Consider the following 17,548-nt stretch of genomic DNA (forward strand, 5'->3'; position numbering starts at 1 on the left):
TCGATTGATTCGGTGAGGCCATATTAGCCATTCATATAAAAAGGGATTCAGTCTTGTGATGTGACTGAATCCCTTTTCTCTATTGATTTACACCGTCATGTCGATTGCCCGACGACCTCACAGGCGACCAAGTCTTCAAGTGTCTGTCTGCGGACGACGAGACGATGTGTCCCGTCTTTCACGAAGACGACGGCCGGGCGGAGCATCTGGTTATAGTTGCTCGCCATCGAGAAATTGTACGCTCCCGTCGCTTTGACGAGGAGGAGATCGCCAGCTTCGACCGGCGGGATGAGCGAACGGTTCGAGATGATGTCTCCCGACTCGCAGCACGCCCCGACGATTTTTGCTTCAATCGTCTTCGGCTCATCCATCCGTGTCGCCGCAATCACATCATACTCGGCATCATAGAGGGCGGGACGAATGTTATCCGTCATGCCTCCGTCGACCGAGACGTACGTGCGGACACCGCTCACTTCTTTCACCGTCCCGACTTCATAGAGCGTCGCGCCGGCGTTGGCGACGAGCCAACGGCCCGGCTCGATGCCGATTTTCGGAAGCGGCAAGCCGAAGCGTTCTACTTCCGCGACGAGCGTGTCCATCACTTGCGTCATCGTGTCGGCGAAGTCGAGCGGGTCGTCCGACTCGAGATAGGCGACACCGAAGCCACCACCGATATTCAAGACGTCGGCCGTATATCCCGTCTCTTGACGGATCGTCTCGATGAAGTTGACCATCGTCTTGACGGTATTGATGAACAACGTCGGTTCTTGAATCTGCGAGCCGACGTGACAGTGGATGCCTTGCAAGTGCAGACGTTCCGCCTGCAGCGTCGCCTTGATCGCTTCGAGATACGTGTCGTCGTGGGTCGGGAAGCCGAACTTCGTGTCGACCCCACCCGTCTGAATCGCCTCATGGGCGCCTCCGACGACTTGTGGGACGATGCGGAGCAGGACGTCGACGTCGACATCGTGTTCGACCGCGAGGCCCGACAACAGTCCGATTTCGCGCATATTGTCAATCGTGAAATGGGTGATGCCGTTCTCGAGTGCGAACGTGATGTCCTGCACCGTCTTGTTCGACCCGTGGACGTGAATCCGGTCAGCTGGGACACCTGCGTGGAGCGCGACGAACATCTCACCGCGTGAGACGACGTCGATGCTTAAGCCCGCTGCCATCACTTTATCGTACACGGCCGCGATCGACATCGCTTTTGATGCGTAGAGCGCGTATGTGTTCGGATACTTGTCGAGGAACGCGTTCCGGACGAGGCCGAGGCGACGCTCGAGTTCAGGCTCGCTCATGATATAGAGCGGTGTCCCGTACGTCGCTTGAAGTTCACGGACGGACACGCCTTCGATCATACAAACTGATTGGTTGGTGGTGTACATACATTGCCTCCTTCAAAGCGATGCGGGACACGCCATGAGCGTGCGCATAATTGTTCTGAGTTATTGGCGTGCCCGGTGCGGGTCACGTCATCGATTTTCGTGATATGGCCGTACAGCTCCACACGGTCTCCGACTTGAATCGTGTCATCGACGCGCAAGAAACTGTGGCTCATGAAGATGTTGCTGATGAACGGATAGGCCCGTCCTTCGATGTGGGCCGGTAAGAAGCGCCGAGCCCGCATAAGTCCGTCGCCATAACCGACGGAGAGCACGGCGATGCGTTCCTTCGTCTCGGCCGTGTAGCCCGTACCGTAACCGACGTGGGTACCGGCCTCGATGTCATGGACGGCAACGACTTCTGTTTCCCAGTGAAACGCCGGGATGAGCCAATCGACCGGTTCGACCGAGGAATAGCCATAAAGGAAGATCCCCACGCGCACATGGGTGCAATGCCCGAGGCGCGGATCCGCTTGTAGTGTCGCGGCGCTATTGGCCGCGTGCACGATGTCGAACGAATGCCGTTCGATGAGACGATTCGACCAGTCGGCGAACCGTTCCACGTGCACACTGTGTTCGATTTCCGCGTTGTCGGCGTCAGCAAGCGGGAAATGAGTACATAACCCGACGAGGTCGAGCCCCTCGTCTTGGCAAAACGCGACGATGGCCAGCGCTTCCTGGAACGTCTTGGCACCGAATCGGTTCATCCCGACGTCGAGCTTTAAATGAAGGCGGACACCGTCTAACTGATCCCGTTGCGAGACGAGCCAGTCATAGGAACCGATGGCGACGTCAAGATGGTCACGATGGACGATTGCCCAGTCGTAGACCGGGTTCATGACGAGGACGCGCGCTTCCTGAGCTGATGCCCGGACCTCGCTCGCCTCGTCCAGCGTCGTCACCATGAAGTGACGTACCCCTTCTTCGTACAGTGTCGTCACAACTGGCTCCATCCCTAAGTTATAGGCGTTGTTTTTCACGACGGCGAACACCGGTCGGCCAAGTGCTTCAATCCGACGTTTGTTTTCGCGAATCGCATTCAAGTCAATTGTGACTCCCATACAAAAAACTCCTTTATTCTATGACTCCTGCTTTGACGAACGTGATCCAATCGCGGTGTGTCGGAATTTGTCCCGTCACAGCTTCACGGTAACGCGCGAGCATATTCGTCGCGACCGTCTGGACGCCGCCGCCGATTGAGATGTTGTCGATTTCGATGACGCTCGTCACTTCAGCCGCCGTCCCCGTTAAGAAGATTTCATCTGCGACATATAGTTCGTCACGTCCGATGTGGCGTTCGATGACCTCGAACCCTTCCTCACGGGCGAGTTCGATCACCGTTTGACGCGTGATGCCGTCGAGCACCGAGCAATCGAGTGACGGTGTGAAGATTTTGTTTCCTTTGACGAGGAAGATGTTGGCGACGCTCGCCTCGCTGACGTTTCCGTTCATGTCGAGGGCGATCGCTTCATCATATCCATCGCGCACCGCTTCTCCTTTAAGGAGTTGCGAGTTCATATAGTTCGCCGCCGCTTTCGCTTGCATCGGCATCATCGTCGAAGACACGCGACGATACGATGCGACTTTCGCGCGGATACCGACCGTCTTGCTGAAATATTCGCCGAGCGGCCAGCACGAGATCGCGACGTGTACTTTCGTTTCCTGCGTCGGCATGAGTGCCTGCCAAGGTGTGCCGAGGAAAACGAATGGGCGGATGTAACAAGCCTCGAAGCCGTTGCGTTCAATCAATTCGATTGTCGCTTGTTCGAGCTCATCGACCGTGTACGGCAAGTCGACGTGATAGTATGCACACGAACGAACGAGTCGCTCCAAGTGTTCACGGAGTCGGAAGATGGCCGGGCCTTCCTCTGTGTGGTATGCCCGAATCCCTTCGAAGAACCCGCTACCGTAGTGAATCGCGTGTGTCATGATACTCGTGTTCGCGTCACTCGGCTCGATCCAAGCCCCGTCTTGCCACATCCATTGTCCATACTGTTCCATTGTTCAACTCTCCCATTCATTGTTTATATTTTCTGTCTATTATACGTTACAGGGAGCGTAAGTCATCAACAAGTTGTGTTTTTTCTGCGGTTTTTTCATCTTTTTGCTTAATGACACGGGCTGGTGTACCGGCGACGACGCTTCCTGCTGGGACGTCTTGCGTGACGACACTCCCTGCTGCGACGACTGCGTTTTCACCGACACGGACGCCTTCCAAGATGACGGCGTTCGCACCGACCATGACACCGTCTTCAATGATGACCGGGTCTTTTGAAGGTGGCTCAAGGACACCGGCGACAACCGCGCCGGCTCCAAGATGGACGTTCTTCCCGAGCGTCCCACGGGCACCGATGACCGCGTTCATGTCGACCATCGATCCGTCACCGATGACGGCACCGATATTGATGACGGCACCCATCATGACGACGACGTTATTGCCGATTTGAACGTGGTCTCGGATGAACGAACCTGGTTCGATGCGCGCGTTCAATTTCGTCGTGTCGAGCATCGGCACGGCGCTGTTCCGGCGGTCGTATTCGAGATGCGTATCTGTGATGACCGCTGCGTTCGCTTCAACGAAAGCGGCTGCGCGTTCGGCCGTCGTGAGGAATAATTTCGATTCGTCGGTCCCGAATGCTTTCGCCCCTTCGATGTCTAGACCGGCCAACTGACCGTTGACGTATAGTTTGACAGGTGTTTCTTTCTTGGCATCTTTAATGTATTGCGCGATTTCATAAGCGTTTGTGAGTAACATGAGTGGCCTCCTCGTATAGGTTCGTTAAATTATATAGTCCGGCCGGGCGGTCGAGAATCGTCGCCGCCGCGGCGAGTGCCCCGTTCGCGAAGACGCGTTTGGACAGGGCCGTATGTTTCAATTCAAGCATTTCGTCGTCTCCGGCGAAGAGCACCGTATGTTCCCCAAAGATCGTGCCGCCGCGCACCGAGTGCATGCCGAGTTCATCGGCTGCACGCGCTTCGCGACGCGGTGTCCGGTCATATACCGGTGTCACATCGCGTTTGGCTTCGATGGCACGGGCGAGCAATTCCGCCGTGCCGCTCGGTGCGTCGACTTTTTTACGGTGGTGTGCCTCAATCACTTCGATGTCATAACCGAGCGTGAGCGGGACGAGTTGGTCGAGCAACTGTTTCAGGAGCGCGATCCCATAAGACGTATTATACGACTGGAAAATCGGGATCTCCTGAGACGCCGCTTCAATTTTGGCGAGTTCCGCTTCCGAGAAACCCGTCGTCGCGATGACGAGCGGGATTTGCTTGGCTTTCCCGAAAGCGAGCACATCATCTAACAGTGCCGGGTTCGAGAAGTCGATGACGACATCGACGTCGGCCTCGACGTCTTGCAACGAGACGGGATGCTCCCCTCCGGCCGGTGAGACGATGGCCGCAACGTTCAAGTTTTGTGTCCGGGCGACTTCTTCGACGATCTGTCCCATCGCTCCGAAGCCATGAATGAGTAAGTTCACTGTCTCACCTCATTGAACTGCTCCATTGCCGACAACAAGCGGGCCTCGGCCGTCGCGCTCATCGGGACGAGCGGGAGACGTGGTGCACCGAACTCGAAGCCGCGTGCATTGAGTGCCGCTTTGACCGGAATCGGGTTCACTTCCGCGAACAATTCGTCAATGACCGGGAGCAGTCGGAGCTGCCATGTGCGTGCCGTCTCTAAATCTCCGGCGAGGAGCGCTTCGGCTAAAGCGACCGTCGCACCCGGATAGACGTTCGAGAGGACCGAGACGACACCTTGCGCGCCCCAAGCCATATAAGGAAGGATTTGATCATCGTTCCCGCAATAGACTGGGAAGCCTTCCGGCACGTGCGCCATCATTTGAGCCATCACCGAGATATCCCCGCTCGCTTCCTTGAGCGCAGCGATGCGTGGGTGATCGGCGAGTTCCCCAACCGTTGCCGGATCTAGGGCGACACCCGTGCGTGACGGTACGTTGTAGAGCATGAGCGGAATCGGTGACGCGTCGGCAATCGCTGTGAAGTGGGCAATCAGACCTGCTTGCGTCGACTTGTTGTAATAAGGCGTGACGACCATCGCCATCTCGGCTCCGAGTTCGGCGGCCCGTTTCGTCTTTTGAATGCTGAGCGCCGTGTTGTTCGACCCGGTTCCGGCGATGATAACGGCGCGACCGGCAGCGACTTCAATCGCTTTGACGAGAAGCGTCTCGAACTCGTCGTCCGTGATGGTCATGCCTTCACCGGTCGTTCCCCCGATCACCAGACCGCTGACACCCTCTTTAATTTGATCTTGAATCAACGCTTCCCACGCTGTGAGATTTAGCTGACCGTCTGCTTGAAACGGTGTAGCGAGTGCGGTTGCGACTCCTGTGAACATATAATCTCCCCCTTATTTTGTAGCAGTCTGCCCAATCATGCATTGGGCGATTTGGACGGCGTTCGCTGCCGCGCCTTTTCGAACGTTATCAGCGACACACCAGAGATGGAACGTGTTCGGCTGTGACTCGTCGACACGGACACGACCGACGTACACGTCGTCTGTCCCGTTCGCATCGAGCGGTGTCGGATAGACGAGTTCGCCCGGGTTGTCCATGAGGACGACACCTGGCGCGTCCGCGAGCACGGCTTTCACTTCGGCTAGCGTCGCCTCGCGGTCGAGCGTGACCGTGATCGAGACGGCGTGGCTGTTACGGACCGGGACACGGACGCATGTCGCCGTCACCCCGAGGTTCGGCGCGTTCAAAATTTTACGTGTTTCCTCGATCATCTTCTGTTCTTCTTTCGTATAACCGTTCTCTAAGAACACATCGATGTGCGGCAAGACGTTATCGTAAATCGGATACGGATAGTTTTTCGGTTCCTCGCCGCGCGCTCCACGTTCCAAGTCTTCAATCCCTTTTTGACCCGACCCGGAGACGGCTTGATACGATGTGTAAGCGACGCGCGTCAACCCGTATACTTCCGCAAGCGGTGCGAGTGCGACGACCGATTGAATCGTCGAGCAGTTCGGGTTGGCGATGAGTGTCTTGTCCGGGCTCAGTTCGACTCGGTTCACTTCCGGGACGATGAGCGGGATGTCCGCTTGCATCCGGAACGCGCTCGAGTTATCGATGACGATGACCCCTTGTTCACTCAGACGAGGTGCATATTGTTCACTGAGGCTCCCCCCGGCTGAGAAAAGCGCGATATCGATCGGGTCGGCGTAAATCGCGTCCGACAGTTCCCGGATGACGACATCTTTTCCGTTCACGTTCACGGTCTTTCCGGCTGAACGGGCTGAAGCGTAAAGCAATAATTCGTTGATTGGAAACTCGTATTCGGTCAAGACTTCAATCATTTTTTGACCGACGGCTCCGGTCGCGCCGACGACGGCTACATTATACATGGTGACTCCCCCTTATAAATGGAAACGTTCGGCGATGGCTGCGACCGCCGTTTCAACGTCTTGATCGTTAATCGTGTACGAGATGCTGATCTCGGATGTCGTGACTTGATAGAATGGGATCCCGCTTTCACGGAACGTGGCGAACAATTCGGACGCGACCCCGGTCGCGTCACGCATCCCGATGCCGACGACCGAAATTTTCGCATGTTCGGTATGACGGTCAATTTTGATTTGCGGGAACGTCTCGGTCAATTCTGCGAGCGCTTCTTCGAGGAACGCCTCTTCATCGAGCGGACACGTGAACGATAAGAACACTTCTCCGTCGAACGCCGTCTGACTGATCATATCGATATTGACATGACGCTGTGACAACTTCTCGAAAATGTCGGCAACTCCTGCCACCGAATGTGGAATGTGTTTGATTGAGACACTGAGCACGTTCTTCACGACGCTCACGCTCGTCACCGCTTTTTGTTCCATCGCCTGTGTCATATCCATGATCCATGTTCCTCCTTCGCTTGCAAGCGTCTTCCCTACAAAGATGTTCACATCAAATTTTTTCGCGAGCTCTACGCTTCTCATCTCCATCACTTTCGACCCGAGCGCGCTCATCTCCATCATCTCGTCATATGAGACCGTGTCTAGTCGGCGTGCCGTTTTGTGGATACGTGGGTCAGCCGTGTAGACCCCGGCGACGTCTGTATAGATTTCACAACGTTTGCTGAGCACGGCGGCCAAGGCGACGGCCGTCGTATCCGACCCACCCCGTCCGAGCGTCGTCACGTCACCGAACTCGTTGACACCTTGGAAACCGGCGACGATGACGACGTCATACGTCCGAAGTTTTTCTTCTAACACTTCTTTTCGAATCGCCTTGATTTTACTTTTCGTGTGAATACCCATCGTGTCGATGCCGGCTTGTTGTCCGGTGAGCGAGATGGCGGCCACGCCCCGAGAGTTTAAAGCGATGCTGAGCAGGCTGATCGTCTGCTCCTCACCGACCGCGAGCAAGCGGTCAAGTTCACGAATCATCGGGCGTTCCGTAATTTGTTTGGCGAGTGACAAGAGTGAGTCAGTCGTTTTCCCCATCGCGGAAACGACGACGACGAGCTTTTCACCGGCGGCGGCCCGAGTCTGTAAATATTCAGAAATGGCCTGGATTTGTTCAATCGTGGCAACGGAGCTGCCTCCGAATTTCAATACGGTTGTCATCAGGTTCCCCACTTTCATGATGTCCACCAACAGAAAAAGCGGCAGACCGGTAGGAAGCACTCTCCCTACGGTCTGCCGCTTGTACGCGCAGTTGAAAAACGATTAAAGAATCGTTCCGTAGATAGCGCTCCATGGCATTTCATCCATGGCAGTGTAGGCGTTATTCACGACTACCCCAGCCTTCGTTCGTACGCATGCGAACGTCGACTTCGGCGAATTTCCCCTTTCGGCTCGATCCGGAATGCGTCCGTGTCGATCAAGCTTACTCATGTCATTCGCAACCTCTATCTGTCAGTTGTTAGTTTTAGTTATAACAAATGCTTCCCGGCTTGCCAACCTTTTTTTAGAAAAAAGGAAAATTTCAAACAATGGTCACCACGCCTTGTGCATCATCCGATGTGGAATGTCAGCATCTAAAAATTCATCGCCGTACGCCTCGTACCCGAGTCGTTCATAGAACGGGAGTGCCGTCAGTTGCGCCCCTAGCTTGAGCTCGTGTAACTCCCTAGCCCGCGCGACAGATTCGATGGCGAGCATGATTTCCTTGGCATACCCGTTGCCGCGCTTCGTGGCAAGTGTGGCGACCCGTTCGACTTTCCCGACCCCGTCACCGATTGGGCGCAGACGTGCCGTCGTGACAGGCTCAGCGTCCACCATTCCGACAAAATGGATACAGTCCGGGTCGAGTTCGTCATACTCAAGTTCCGGCGCGATCCCTTGTTCACCAATAAACACCGTTTCCCGCACAGACCGGGCCAGTTCAATCAGTTTCGAGTCGTTCCCGTGTTCAATCTTCAACATGATACCATTCCTTCCTGTAGCCGCTTCACAATCTCCGCTGTCGCTCGTTCTAACTCGAGGACAGACTCGAAACGGGCTTGCGCTTGTTTGTGACTGCCGCCCCCTCGACCGATGCCGAGGTCGTCGAGCGTCCGTTTCAAAAACTTACCGATGGCGATGTCGTGTGTCCCGTCATGCATGAGCCACAGCTTCTGTCCCGAGTGGTTCGCTCCGACGGCAATCCGTCCGGTCGCGGCGATGCGTTCGACGATCGTCGTCGTGAGCGTCTCTGCTTCCGTCTTGCCGATGTGGGTGATGACATAATTGTCTTCTTGCAAGAAGGCGGCGACTTTCGCTTTCGCGACGCGGGCCTCGAGCGCCTTCACTTCTTTGTCCCGCTCGAGACGAAGATTCCGTTCTTCGATGACACGGGCGGCGACCGTCTCGTTCGTCGTCGACAACGTTTGGTGAATCGTCCGTAGTGCGGTCCGGGACGAATGGACCGCGGCCAAGGCCCGAAGACCGGCGACGTACGTCAAACGGACGTTACCGCGGACTTTCTTCATCGAGGTCACATGGACGATTCCGAGTTGACCCGTTGAATCCACATGGGTCCCGCCACAGGCGTTGTAATCGAGGCCGTCGATGGCGACGATGCGAACGGTTCCGGTGCGGTCTGTCACTTTTCGTAAACGATCTTGTTCGACTTCTTCGGCTGGGAATTCACGCACATGGACCGGTCGGTTCTCAAAGATGATGCGTTGCACGTCTCGTTCTAGCGACTCGATTTGATCCCAATCGAATGTATCCGTATCGATTTCAAGCGAAGACTCGGATGGTCCAATCCCGAAACTGAGCGTCTGAATGCCATACTCATCTTCTAACAAAGCCGTCAATACATGTTGGGCCGTATGTTGAATCGAGTGGTCGCGACGGACCGCCTCATCGACGACGCCCGTCACAAGCGTTCCAGGTTCGAGCGTACGTTCGATCAAGTGCCAGACGATCTCGTCGACCCGTTGCACATCGAGCACGGGCTCTCCGTTGAGTGTCCCGGCATCCGGTGGTTGTCCCCCGCCTTCTGCATAAAATAATGTGGATTCAAGCGCGATCCATGTCCCGCGCGCATCGGTGCGGGTCTCGGTCACCGTCGTTTCAAATTGCCATGAATTCATTGCTGTCGCCGCCTTTTCTGTAAGATATGTTCAGACAACTAGTCTAATTTGGTCTATAATAAGAAACACTTACTTTCGAAGTCAGGAGCGATATGCATGTTACAGATTGATAAACAATCACCGCTACCTATTTATTATCAAATCGAAGCCTATTTAAAGCAACAAATAGATGCCGGCGAGCTTCAACCCGGAGAATCGATCCCATCCGAACGGGAGTTTTCCGAGCGCTATAACGTCAGTCGGATGACGGTCCGACAAGCGATCACGAACTTGGTCAACGCCGGTTATTTAAGCCGGCAAAAAGGCCGGGGAACGTTCGTCGCCAACAAGAAAATCACGATGGCCTTGTCTGGATTGACGAGCTTCTCAGAAGAAATCAAACATCGGGGCATGCGACCGTTCAGCCGCCTGTTATCGTTCCAGACGATTCCAGCCCCGGCGAAAATCGCTCAAAAGTTGAGCGTGTCTCTTGATACCCCCGTCTATGAGATGCGACGGTTGCGTCTCGCCGATGAGAACGTGCTCGCCCTCGAGACCGCGTATATCCCGGTCGCCTTGTTGCCAGAACTGACCGAGACGGTTGCCGTCGGTTCAATCTATGAGTTTGCCGAGCAGTCCGGCCTTCGATTAAAGAACGCGACCCAAACGCTCGAGGCACGGAGCGCGGGGCCGGAAGAAGCGAAGCTGTTGACGATTTCTCCGAACGCCCCTGTCCTTTTGATCGACCAACGAACGTATCTCGAAAACGGAGACATGTTCGAATATAGCCGTTCCTTGTTCCGTGGTGACGCCTACTCGTTCACCGTCTCCATGGATCGGACGTAAAAAAATGGTTTGCCGCGGACGGCAAACCATTTTTTATTGTGCTTCGTACGTGATGCCGGCAGGGTCATACATATACGTTTCGAGCTCTGTATCGGTCATCGGCTCCACTTCATTGCCCGCATCGGCCTGTTGGACACGATAGCGGACTTCTTCGAGTAACGGCTCGTTCAAGAAGTAATAGAAATGGCCGTCGTTGCCGCGGGCCCCTTCACCGGTCAACTGATACTGGACCGTGTTGTTGAGGGCACCGACGTCTTCGATCAGGCGCATATAGTCGTTTGGACCGAGCGTCGTCTGCATGTTGTCACCGACCGCCTTCAACACCTTGTCATAGTTGTTGATGAGTGAGGTGCCGAGCGCTTGGTCAAGGACCGCGTTGATCACTTCCATCTGGCGCTGTCCGCGTCCGATGTCACCGCGTGGGTCGTCATAGCGGTTCCGGACGTAAGCGAGTGCCTCTTCACCTGACAACTGTTGCAATCCTTCTTCGACTTGGACGACTTCACGGGAAGCGTCATAACTCTTCTGTTCCGACGAGAACGGGACATCGATTTCGACGCCGCCGACGGCATCGATGAAGTCGACGAACCCTTGGAAGTTGAGCGAGACGACGTGATCGATATCGATACCGACCAAGTCTTCGATCGTGTTCGTCGCTACTCGCATCCCGTTGTTCGGGTTCGATTCATCCATCGACCCGAAATAGTACGCATGCGTGATCTTATCTTGATCGAGACCGGTCTTGCCATACGGGATGTTGAAGCCCGTGTAGTCGATATTGACGTACGAGTCACGCGGGATGCTGAGCATCGTCGTCTGCTTATTTTTCTTGTTCAAAATGACGACGATCATGACGTCTGAACGACCGTACTCCCCGCGTGCTTTCTTTTGCGGGGACAAGTCCGTCCCGAGCACGAGGAAGCTCTCGGTGTCCTCTTTATCGAATCGCGTCGGTTCGAGGGTCGGATCATCCTCAAGTGTCACTTGCGTACCGGACAACATGTTATGTGCTTTATAAAACGCTGTCCCATACATGCTCGAGCCTACGATGACGGCAATCAATACGAGGGCGCTGAACAGCTTATAAAACGCAGACGGGCCTTTGCGACGTCTACGAGCCTGGGTTCTTGAATTCATGATTTTCTCCTTCACGGTCGATTGATATGAGCTTCACCTATTATAGAGGAATCCTCGACTTTTGTCGAAAACGTTTTGATTACAAATCCATTTCCATACAATTTCCCACAGTTGGCCATAAAAAAACCTGGAGACACTTGTCTCCAGGTCGTTAAGCTCGGATGGAAAAGAATCGGTCGGCCGCTTCGCTGCCACGTGCCTGTAACACGTCACTGCATCCTGAAGCCGCTTCGGCGTCGAGCACGATGGTGACGCTTGGATGCGCCTGTAAGATGGAAGCCGGCCACTCGATCGTCGGTACGCTCTCAATCATGTGGTGCACGGCTTCCGCTTTACGAGCACCTGTTGCGACGAGTACAATTTCTCGCGCGTTCATGATCGTATCGAGCCCCATCGTGATGGCATGTGTCGGCACTTCTTCAATCGTGTCAAAGAAACGACGGTTCGCTTCCCGCGTCGACTCGGTCAGTTCGGTCACGTGCGTCTTCGCATCGAGCGCGGTACCCGGCTCATTGAAGGCGATATGTCCGTTCTCTCCGATGCCGAGCAATTGAAGATCGACCCCAATCGATCGGACGAGCTGTTCGTATCGTGCCGCTTCCGCTTCCGGATTTTCCGCGTCCCCACGAGGCACATGGCTCTCTTTGAACGGGACGTCATTGAACAGGCGTTCTTCCATGAAGTGATGATAACTTTGCGGATGACTCGATGCGAGTCCGATGTACTCATCTAAATTGACGCTGGTCACATGACTGCAGTCAAGCTTGTCACGTTTGAACATCTGATACATGCCGACCGGCGTGCTCCCCGTCGCCAGCCCGAGCACGAACTCTCGTTTCCCAGCCAATCGTTCAGTGATGAGTGTATAAGCGATCGTTTCTGCATCTGTCGGTGTTTTCGCAACTAGTATGTTCATTCCATATCCTCCTTCGAATAAGCGATACGTCCTTGAAGAATCGTTGTCGTGACCGACAGCGCATCGTCCCAAATGACGAGGTCCGCATCAAAGCCAGCCGCAATCGATCCTTTTTTCGTCAATCCGAATTCACGCGCTTGGTTCGTCGAAGTCATCTTCACCGCTTCAGATAATGTGCATCCTGTGAACGTGACCACGTTTCGGAACGCCGCGTCCATCGTCAAGACGCTACCGGCCAAGTTTCCGGCTTCAAGGCGGGCTGCCCCGTCCGCAACGATGACCGGTTGGCCTCCGAGTTCATAGCGACCGTCCGGAAGCCCTTTCGCCCGCATCGCGTCCGTAATGACGACGAGCCCGTCCGCCCCCTTCATGCGATAGGCGAAGTCGACCATCTCGTGACGGCTGTGAATCCCGTCTGGAATGATTTCGACCATGACGTCCCGCTCCAATAAACAATAGCCGACCGTTCCCGGCTCCCGATGGTGAAGTCCGCGCATCTGATTGTATAAGTGCGTCGCATGTTTGACGTTCGCTTCCTTGTTCTCGGCGAACGTGGCGTTCGTGTGTCCGGTCGACCCGACCGCCCCGGTCTCAAGCATCGCTCGTTCGAGTTCACGTGCCCCTGGACGTTCCGGCGCATACGTGACGAGACGGATGTGCCCGCCGGCCTCCTGTTGCCATGTCCGGAACTGCTCCGCGTCGGGGTCGATAATATATTCTGCCGGTTGCGCCCCCGCGTTATCGACGTTGACGAACGGTCCTTCTAGATGGATACCGACGAGCGACGTGTCTCCCGCCTCGATGACAGTCCGGGCTGATTGTAGCGCCTTCGTGATGGCAGTCGGTGACTGCGTGATCGTCGTCGCAAAGAATGATGTCACTCCTTCAGCAAGCATCGACTTGGCGAGGTGACGCAATCGGTCTTCATCCGCATCCATCGTGTCGACGTCATACCCGCCGTGGATATGAACGTCAATCATGCCCGGCGTCACAAGCGCCCCGTCCACATCGAGCTCCGTCTCACCTTCTGCTCTATACTCATCCATCGAACCGACGCTCTCAATCGTCGCTCCGTCGAACCGGATATATCCTCGTTCCCATGTCTTGTCCCCCGAAACGATCTGTGCGTTGATGATCACCATGATTGGTCATCCACCTTTCCTCAAGTAGCTTCATCGTCATCATAACAAAAATAAGTATAGTTGTATAGACCAATTTTGTTTAATAAAAAGGATTGATTCCCTCAATCCTTTGCCCGACTTATTCATGCCTAAAACAACAAAAGTTGACGTCAGTGACATCAACTTTTGCAGGTTATGAGATCTCGTTCATGAGCGGTTTCCCCTCATACCGTTTGACGATATGAATGAGACGCATGAACAACAAGACGGCGCCTGCCGCAAGACCTGCGATCAACCCGATCCAGTAACCGTCCGGTCCGAAGCCGAACTGTTCGGCGAGTGTATAGCCGAGCGGGAGACCAATCACCCAATAGGCGATAAGCGACAAGACGAGCGTCACGTTCACGTCTTTGAAGCCACGCAAAATCCCTTGAATCGGTGCGGCGACCGCATCCGACAGTTGGAAAAAGACCGCGAAGATCATGAAGTGGGCCGCGAGTTCCACGACGGCCGCGTCGTTCGTATAAATCGCGGCAACCCGTTCATTTTGCCAGAACAAAAGACCACCCGAGAAGAGCGAGACGGCCAGACAGAGTACGATCCCGATTTTAGCATAGCGCACCGCGTCCTTGAGTCGCCCGGCCCCGAGTTCGTACCCGACGACGATCGTGAGCGCGCTCGATGCCGACAACGGCAACATATAGACGAACGAGGCGAAGTTGATGGCCGCTTGGTGGGCCGCGACGATATTGTCACCATAGGCGCTAAGGAGCAATGTCACTGCGGCGAAGATGCTGACTTCGGCAAAAATGGCGAGACCGATCGGCGTGCCGAGCTTGAGCAACTCTTTTTGTCTCGGCCACATGAGACGTTCCACTGAACGCAGGAAGCGATATTCGAGGAACGGTTTTCCGTTCCGGACGAACGCGAACGCCATAAAGAACAGCAACCAGTAGGTGATCGCTGAGGCAATTCCGGCCCCGACACCGCCGTATGCCGGCACACCAAGTTTTCCAAAGATGAAGATGTAGTTTAACCCGACGTTAATGGGTAACCCTAATAATATAAGCAGCATCGAAATTCGTGTTTTGCCGAGCGAGTCCATGAGTGTGCGCAGCACGTTGAACAAGAACATCGGCAATACTCCGAATCCGAGTGCGAGCAAATACCCTTTGGCAATCCGTTTGCCTTCTTCACTCAGCCCCATGCCGTCGACAGCACTTGGGACGAGAAAGAAGCCGAGAACGAGCGTCGCGACGCTCAGCCCGATCGCTAAGTAAACACCTTGATACAGTGTCCGTTGAATCTGTTGGATGTTGCGTGCCCCGAGCGCCTGCGCGACGATCGGTGCGACAGCGAGCAAAATCCCGCTCAACCCCGTATAGACGGGCATCCATAGACTCGACCCGACACCGACGCCTGCCAAATCGACGGCACCGGCACGGCCTGACATGACCGTGTCAAAAAAGCTGATTAAGTAAAAGGACACTTGTGTCACCAAAATCGGGAAGAAGATGGTGAAGAACAGTTTAATTTTTTCATTAAGTGAATGTGTTTGATACATGGACAACCTCATCTCATTTCAGAAAGGAAAAATTAGAATGAATCAACGGAATGCGGAGAAATTAAAATACGAGCTTTTGGAGACGTGGAACACGTTCAATCATTATATGACCGAGGCGCTCACGTTCCAAAACAGCGAAGACATCCACCAAGCGCGGGTCCATCTTCGGAAACTATTGACGTTCATGCAACTGTACGACACGAAACCTTCCACGTATCGTCAGTTGAAACAGTTGATGGAGGCGCTCGGTGCAGTGCGTGACGGGGACGTTCTGCTCGAAGGGCTCGCTGTCGAGACCGAGCTCGAGCAGGCTTTCGCCGATCACGTCGAAGCGAGCCGCGCCAAAGACCGCACGATTTTAAATACGCGCGTCACGGAGAAGATGACCCCATCGCTCGACCAACAAGTTCGCCGCTTTATCGGAGGACAGTTGTTCCGTGCCTTCAAAAAGCAGGACGCCTCGTCATTTATCGATAAAGCGAGGAGCGACCGCAAACGACGGATCGACGCCCATCACGATGCGACGGAGATGTCCGACCGGCTCGAGACGCTCCACAAAGTCAGGCTCGCCGTGAAACGAGAGCGCTATTTGAACGAGTACTTATTGAACTATGAGACGAAAGCCTCAAAAGATCAAATTCAAAAACTGAAGCGGCTCCAGACCGAGCTCGGCGACATGAACGACCGACATCAACTGTTATTGCGTTGGAGCGATTTCACACCGCCCGCCGCCTTGGCCGACGATTACGAACAAGTCGTGCACGAGCTGCAATCTCGGCTCGACGAATCGGTCGACGCCATCCAGCTTTAGCGGGACGTGTAGCGTTCGACGAGCAGTTCGAGCAGTTTCATCCCGGCAATCGAGTTCCCTTTCGAGTCGAGCGCCGGTCCGAAAATCCCGAAGCCGACATCGCTCAGTCCGAGCTCGTGTTTACCGGTCGCAAGGATGGCCCCGGACACCCCGCTCTTTCCCGGGAGACCGACACGGACGGCAAATTCCCCCGACGCATCGTACATGCCGCACGTCGTCATGATCGCTTTGACGATTCGGACGACGCGACGCGGGATCAGCTCTTCGCCCGTGACCGGGTCTTCCCCGTTGCCCGACAAAATTCGGCCAATGCGGGCCAAGTCAAAGCAATCGATTTCAATCGCACACTGCTTTGTGTACACGTCGATGATTTCATCGACATCACCCTCGACAATCCCGTGATGGCGCATGAAATAGAGCAAGGCCCGGTTCAAGTCGGTCGTCTCGTATTCCGAGCGGGCGACTTTTTCGTTATACGTGATTTCCTCCACCGGCACGTCGAGCAACGTCGCCAAAAACTGGCGGAACTGATAGATTTTCAGTTCCGCCGTGTCCCCTAAAATCATGCTCGTGACAGCGAGCGCCCCTGCATTGATCATCGGATTGAGCGGCTTTGACGGCACCGTCTCTTCAAGCTTGGCAATCGAGTTGAACGCGTCGCCGGTCGGCTCCATCCCGACTTTCGAGAACACGTAATCTTCTCCAAACTCCATCAAGACGTAACATAGCGTCAACGCCTTCGAGACGCTTTGGATTGTGAACTTATGGTGGACGTCCCCCGCATGAATATATGAACCATCAGGCAAACAAATCGCCACGCCGAGCAAATCATCCTGTACATGCGCGAGCTCAGGAATATAGTCGGCGACTTTCCCTTGTGCTGTGTACGGACGACACTCATCGACCAAATGCGCCAACTGTTGTTCCAATACGTTCATCCAATCACCCCATGTCCGATAGTTTTCAACCGGGTCATCTTATCATATTCGAAGACGGTTAACCATCAAGTGGTCCGTCTTCCTTTTCTGGCTTATACCATTCCTCATCAGCCCAAAGGACCGACGGGCTGTCTTCATCTCCGTCGAGCTTCTCTCCGTACCGATTCATCGATGCGATGAAGGCAATAATGCCGACCACGACGATTGTCGCCGTTATGCCGAACCAAACCATATAGAGCCTCTCCTTCCCAATCGTGACGAATTTGTCTAGAACCATGTGAGACTTATCCTATGTCTACGTCAATATTCTCGGTAC

18 protein-coding genes and 1 riboswitch are annotated in these 17,548 nt (G+C 54.7%); of the genes, 2 read left to right on the forward strand and 16 right to left on the reverse strand.

Features of this window, described 5'->3' with window-relative positions:
* Positions 1-95 precede the first annotated feature (95 nt).
* From lysA to KNP60_RS12915, 10 genes are all read right to left on the reverse strand, one after another.
* Entirely contained in the window at positions 96-1,388 is a 1,293-nt protein-coding gene (gene lysA / locus KNP60_RS12870; RefSeq protein WP_251131402.1) for a diaminopimelate decarboxylase, read from the reverse strand.
* Complete coding sequence (alr, locus tag KNP60_RS12875) at positions 1,358-2,446, reverse strand: alanine racemase (protein ID WP_214797623.1); 1,089 nt, start codon at positions 2,444-2,446, stop codon at positions 1,358-1,360. The genes lysA and alr overlap by 31 nt, the downstream gene beginning before the upstream one ends.
* Before the next feature lie 13 nt (positions 2,447-2,459).
* Positions 2,460-3,386 (reverse strand): branched-chain amino acid transaminase, encoded by a 927-nt coding sequence (locus KNP60_RS12880; protein ID WP_214797624.1) that lies wholly within the window; start codon positions 3,384-3,386, stop codon positions 2,460-2,462.
* Between the two features lie 46 nt (positions 3,387-3,432).
* Entirely contained in the window at positions 3,433-4,140 is a 708-nt protein-coding gene (dapD, locus tag KNP60_RS12885; protein ID WP_034781255.1) for a 2,3,4,5-tetrahydropyridine-2,6-dicarboxylate N-acetyltransferase, read from the reverse strand.
* Complete coding sequence (gene dapB / locus KNP60_RS12890; RefSeq protein ID WP_214797625.1) at positions 4,118-4,867, reverse strand: 4-hydroxy-tetrahydrodipicolinate reductase; 750 nt, start codon at positions 4,865-4,867, stop codon at positions 4,118-4,120. Before dapB ends, dapD begins: the two co-directional genes overlap by 23 nt.
* Positions 4,864-5,745, reverse strand: a complete 882-nt coding sequence (gene dapA, locus KNP60_RS12895) for a 4-hydroxy-tetrahydrodipicolinate synthase (RefSeq protein ID WP_214797626.1) — start codon at positions 5,743-5,745, stop codon at positions 4,864-4,866. The genes dapB and dapA overlap by 4 nt, the downstream gene beginning before the upstream one ends.
* A 12-nt stretch (positions 5,746-5,757) precedes the next feature.
* The gene (locus tag KNP60_RS12900; RefSeq protein ID WP_034781260.1) at positions 5,758-6,753 is read right to left on the reverse strand and encodes an aspartate-semialdehyde dehydrogenase; all 996 of its coding nucleotides are present in this window, start codon (positions 6,751-6,753) and stop codon (positions 5,758-5,760) included.
* 12 nt (positions 6,754-6,765) lie between these two features.
* Positions 6,766-7,965, reverse strand: a complete 1,200-nt coding sequence (locus tag KNP60_RS12905; RefSeq protein WP_214797627.1) for an aspartate kinase — start codon at positions 7,963-7,965, stop codon at positions 6,766-6,768.
* A gap of 114 nt (positions 7,966-8,079) precedes the next feature.
* Positions 8,080-8,260: riboswitch (Lysine riboswitch) on the reverse strand.
* A 77-nt stretch (positions 8,261-8,337) separates the two neighbouring features.
* Entirely contained in the window at positions 8,338-8,766 is a 429-nt protein-coding gene (locus KNP60_RS12910) for a GNAT family N-acetyltransferase (RefSeq protein ID WP_214797628.1), read from the reverse strand.
* Entirely contained in the window at positions 8,760-9,920 is a 1,161-nt protein-coding gene (locus KNP60_RS12915; RefSeq protein WP_214797629.1) for an alanyl-tRNA editing protein, read from the reverse strand. The genes KNP60_RS12910 and KNP60_RS12915 overlap by 7 nt, the downstream gene beginning before the upstream one ends.
* Positions 9,921-10,016: 96 nt before the next feature.
* On the opposite strand from KNP60_RS12915, the gene KNP60_RS12920 reads away from it, so the two are divergent.
* Positions 10,017-10,745: a GntR family transcriptional regulator gene (locus KNP60_RS12920; RefSeq protein ID WP_034781265.1), complete on the forward strand. Its 729-nt coding sequence runs from the start codon at positions 10,017-10,019 to the stop codon at positions 10,743-10,745.
* Positions 10,746-10,778: 33 nt separating this feature from the next.
* Here KNP60_RS12920 and KNP60_RS12925 read toward each other — a convergent pair whose 3' ends face one another.
* The 4 genes from KNP60_RS12925 to KNP60_RS12940 all read right to left on the reverse strand — a co-directional run bounded on the left by KNP60_RS12925 (position 10,779) and on the right by KNP60_RS12940 (position 15,483).
* Positions 10,779-11,882, reverse strand: a complete 1,104-nt coding sequence (locus tag KNP60_RS12925) for an LCP family protein (RefSeq protein ID WP_034781266.1) — start codon at positions 11,880-11,882, stop codon at positions 10,779-10,781.
* Positions 11,883-12,033: 151 nt separating this feature from the next.
* Complete coding sequence (gene nagB, locus KNP60_RS12930; protein WP_214797630.1) at positions 12,034-12,798, reverse strand: glucosamine-6-phosphate deaminase; 765 nt, start codon at positions 12,796-12,798, stop codon at positions 12,034-12,036.
* On the reverse strand, positions 12,795-13,940 hold the full coding sequence (gene nagA / locus KNP60_RS12935; RefSeq protein ID WP_214797631.1) for an N-acetylglucosamine-6-phosphate deacetylase: 1,146 nt from the start codon (positions 13,938-13,940) through the stop codon (positions 12,795-12,797). Before nagA ends, nagB begins: the two co-directional genes overlap by 4 nt.
* Positions 13,941-14,112: 172 nt before the next feature.
* Complete coding sequence (locus KNP60_RS12940) at positions 14,113-15,483, reverse strand: MATE family efflux transporter (RefSeq protein ID WP_214797632.1); 1,371 nt, start codon at positions 15,481-15,483, stop codon at positions 14,113-14,115.
* A gap of 37 nt (positions 15,484-15,520) precedes the next feature.
* Between KNP60_RS12940 and KNP60_RS12945 the strand changes: the two genes are divergently transcribed.
* Entirely contained in the window at positions 15,521-16,294 is a 774-nt protein-coding gene (locus tag KNP60_RS12945) for a CHAD domain-containing protein (protein ID WP_034781270.1), read from the forward strand.
* Here KNP60_RS12945 and glsA read toward each other — a convergent pair.
* Positions 16,291-17,232, reverse strand: coding sequence for a glutaminase A (gene glsA, locus KNP60_RS12950; RefSeq protein ID WP_034781271.1), 942 nt, complete (start codon positions 17,230-17,232; stop codon positions 16,291-16,293). The genes KNP60_RS12945 and glsA overlap by 4 nt on opposite strands.
* A gap of 58 nt (positions 17,233-17,290) precedes the next feature.
* Entirely contained in the window at positions 17,291-17,464 is a 174-nt protein-coding gene (locus KNP60_RS12955) for a hypothetical protein (RefSeq protein WP_214797633.1), read from the reverse strand.
* Positions 17,465-17,548: the final 84 nt, after the last annotated feature.

It is taken from the genome of Exiguobacterium sp. s5 (assembly GCF_018618075.1).
Lineage (GTDB): Bacteria > Bacillota > Bacilli > Exiguobacteriales > Exiguobacteriaceae > Exiguobacterium > Exiguobacterium mexicanum_A.